At 43.3% G+C, this 2,496-nt stretch carries 3 protein-coding genes; all 3 read right to left on the bottom strand.

From position 1 onward, the window contains the following. Positions 1 to 9: 9 nt before the first annotated feature. Positions 10 to 1,590, bottom strand: coding sequence for an IS66 family transposase (tnpC, locus tag CFT61_RS16210; RefSeq protein ID WP_089545423.1), 1,581 nt, complete (start codon positions 1,588 to 1,590; stop codon positions 10 to 12). Positions 1,591 to 1,691: 101 nt separating this feature from the next. Then, positions 1,692 to 2,039, bottom strand: coding sequence for an IS66 family insertion sequence element accessory protein TnpB (gene tnpB, locus CFT61_RS16205; RefSeq protein WP_089545422.1), 348 nt, complete (start codon positions 2,037 to 2,039; stop codon positions 1,692 to 1,694). Continuing rightward, positions 2,027 to 2,437, bottom strand: a complete 411-nt coding sequence (locus CFT61_RS16200; RefSeq protein WP_089545421.1) for a hypothetical protein — start codon at positions 2,435 to 2,437, stop codon at positions 2,027 to 2,029. The genes tnpB and CFT61_RS16200 overlap by 13 nt, the downstream gene beginning before the upstream one ends. Between the last annotated feature and the right edge of the window lie 59 nt (positions 2,438 to 2,496).

The following is a 2,496-nucleotide window of genomic DNA, read 5'->3' as shown; positions in this document are numbered from 1 at the left end:
TAAATGCTGCTACTGCTTTTTCCATCGGTCAGGAAGTAAGTCTCTATATTTCTCCAGTGGGGTATTCGGTTGCCATTCAATGGTCTTTTCTATGACATCGCTAATGTATTCAAACAGATTAATGCCATTCAACTTGCATGAAATAGCTATAGAATATAGGATAGCTCCCCGTCTTGCTCCTTCGTGCGAGCCAAAGAACATAGAGTTTCTTCTTGATAGTGATATGTACCTCTGGATCCTTTCAATGTAGTTGTTATCGAGAGCCGTATCACCTCTTTTGAAGATGTCACAAATGGCATTATACTCATTAAGGGCATAACCGACCGCCTGCGCCAGGGTAGACTTGGGCAGCAAATCCTTCCTGGAAGATATTTCCTCCAGTTTCTCCAATAAATCCTGCAAAATGTCTGGTGCGTATGACTGCCGATAGGCAAGATGGTCTTCAACGGTCCATCCATTTACCCCAACCTTATGTTTTTTGTCTTCTTGATAAAACCTGTTGATAATATCTACGACTTCCTGAGCATCCTTGTCCTCCTTGCCGCAGTCGATGAAGTCTCTCTTGACATGCTGTAGACAGGCGATTCTCATGATGTCCGGATAAGCATCCGACTCCAGTTTCCGGTAAGGAGCATATGCATCACTCTGTATGGTACCTTTATAATCTGAGAATACGTTAAGTATGACCTGCTCAGAGCGTGAGCCATCCTCATATACGAAGAAAACAAGTCCCAGTTCAGGCGCACTTACAGCCCAGAGGTAGCCTTTCTTCGACCCCTTGTCTGTAGGCTTTGTCTTGGCTAACAGCACTTTATGGTATGTCTCGTCTGCCGAGACATAATCCTGCTGCAACACTACTTGGCAGATAGCCTTATAGAAGTTTTCCAGTACATCAGCACTTCTGGCAATCAGCTTGTTTGCCGTAGCTTTCCTTAACGTAAACCCATTGTCGGCAAAGTATTTGGTAATTCGCTCTACCGGCATGGAATAGATGTATCGCATCTGCAGGAGTCCTGCTGCAAAGGAAGGTGAATAGGAAGAATTTAACAACAGAGCCGGCGGAGTTTTCCCCGGATACATGATACTGCCATCAGTATAAGTGTTGATGTGATACACGGTCTTGATGAATTTGATGGGTTCCATGCTGTAACGTATACAGGTACGAGTTCCGAAGAGACGCAACGTCTTCAAAAGCTCTGCATCCATGACAGGATCTATCGTAACATGCACCTCTTTCATATCGTAATGCATGTCACGCTTGGCTCCGTTGTTTTTGCGGGCCTTTCTTTTTTCGGCCTGCTCTGTTTTCTTCTTGTCAAATTCCTCCTGGGTCATCGAGTCTTGTGGATTCTTCTCCTGACGTTCGGACTTCTTGCCTGAAACGAGCTTGCCGAGTGCCTTGTTCTGACGATTCGCTTTGTCAATGGCGATTCCTTTCTGGACGAGTAATTCTTCTAATGACTTTATACGTTTAATGAGTTCGTTGACCTGTAGGGTCAGCGAACTCACTGTAGTATTAGCTTGCTGAAGTTGTTCGTTGGCAAGCTGAAGTTGTTCCTTCAAAAGTACTATAATTTCGTCCTTTTTCATAGTGCAAAGGTACGAAAAAATATCGAGATATGCAAGTATTCTTATATATTATTTTTAGTTATTTTACTGACATACAATACGTTAGAATTTCCCTACCGCTACTATAGATTGAGCCTCTTTCTATATTTCATGCTTTTTAGGCAAATTCCGCTCATGATGGCCGATAGTGTCCTGTACGGCATTTTGCATTGTTTGTTCTTGGGGTCAAAGAATGGCAATTCAAAGGTTCCTCGCTCCAGTCGCTTCTGGTACAGCAAGAAACCATCGCCATCCCATTTGAGCAATTTTACCTGCTGGCGGTTCTTGGAGAAGAAGATGAATACCGCACCACCAAGTGGCGGAAGTTCCATCTCGGTTCTCACTATCTGATACAAGCCATTTATGCCCATGTTCATTCGAACGTATCTCTGGCAGACATAGAATTGGGTACTCTCATTCAATCCAAACATACCGCATCCTCCTTCTCATAAAGTTTCATCAACGCCATAACAGACTTGGCACATCCTTTTTTAACGGAAACTACAGTTCCATTTGGAAAGGTTATGTTTATGCCATAAAGGAGGTCTTCCATAGGAAGATCTATGGTAGGAGGTTCCATAGGCACGAACATCATGCCTGTACTTGATGTAGATGCTTCTGCTTTTTCTCTGCGGGCTGCTTCCTGGGCTTGGCGGATTTCCTGCTTGGCACGTAAAACTGAATATCCTTTTTCGCACATCCAGTTCATCATGGTGCGATGATTTATATGTCTTTCCTTCAAGAAAGGAGTAAGTTGAGCCTTGGGGTTTCGATTCAGATAGACTAAGAAGGAACCCCAAGCCTTCTCAAAACGTTCGTTTGCTGTCATAATTTGTTTGATTTTAAAATGATGGTGCAAAGGTACGAATAAATGAGAAGTCTACAATG

Origin of the sequence: Segatella copri (assembly GCF_002224675.1) — a bacterium.
GTDB lineage: Bacteria > Bacteroidota > Bacteroidia > Bacteroidales > Bacteroidaceae > Prevotella > Prevotella copri_U.
The sequence above is the reverse complement of the archived record's forward strand: the minus strand, read 5'-3'. Positions and strand labels throughout refer to the sequence as shown.

Bases quoted from the DNA above. Each gene is read 5' to 3' on its own strand.
- tnpC (WP_089545423.1), bottom strand. From the start codon at position 1,590: ATGAAAAAGGACGAAATTATAGTACTTTTGAAGGAACAACTTCAGCTT.
- tnpB (WP_089545422.1), bottom strand. From the start codon at position 2,039: ATGTTTGGATTGAATGAGAGTACCCAATTCTATGTCTGCCAGAGATAC.
- CFT61_RS16200 (WP_089545421.1), bottom strand. From the start codon at position 2,437: ATGACAGCAAACGAACGTTTTGAGAAGGCTTGGGGTTCCTTCTTAGTC.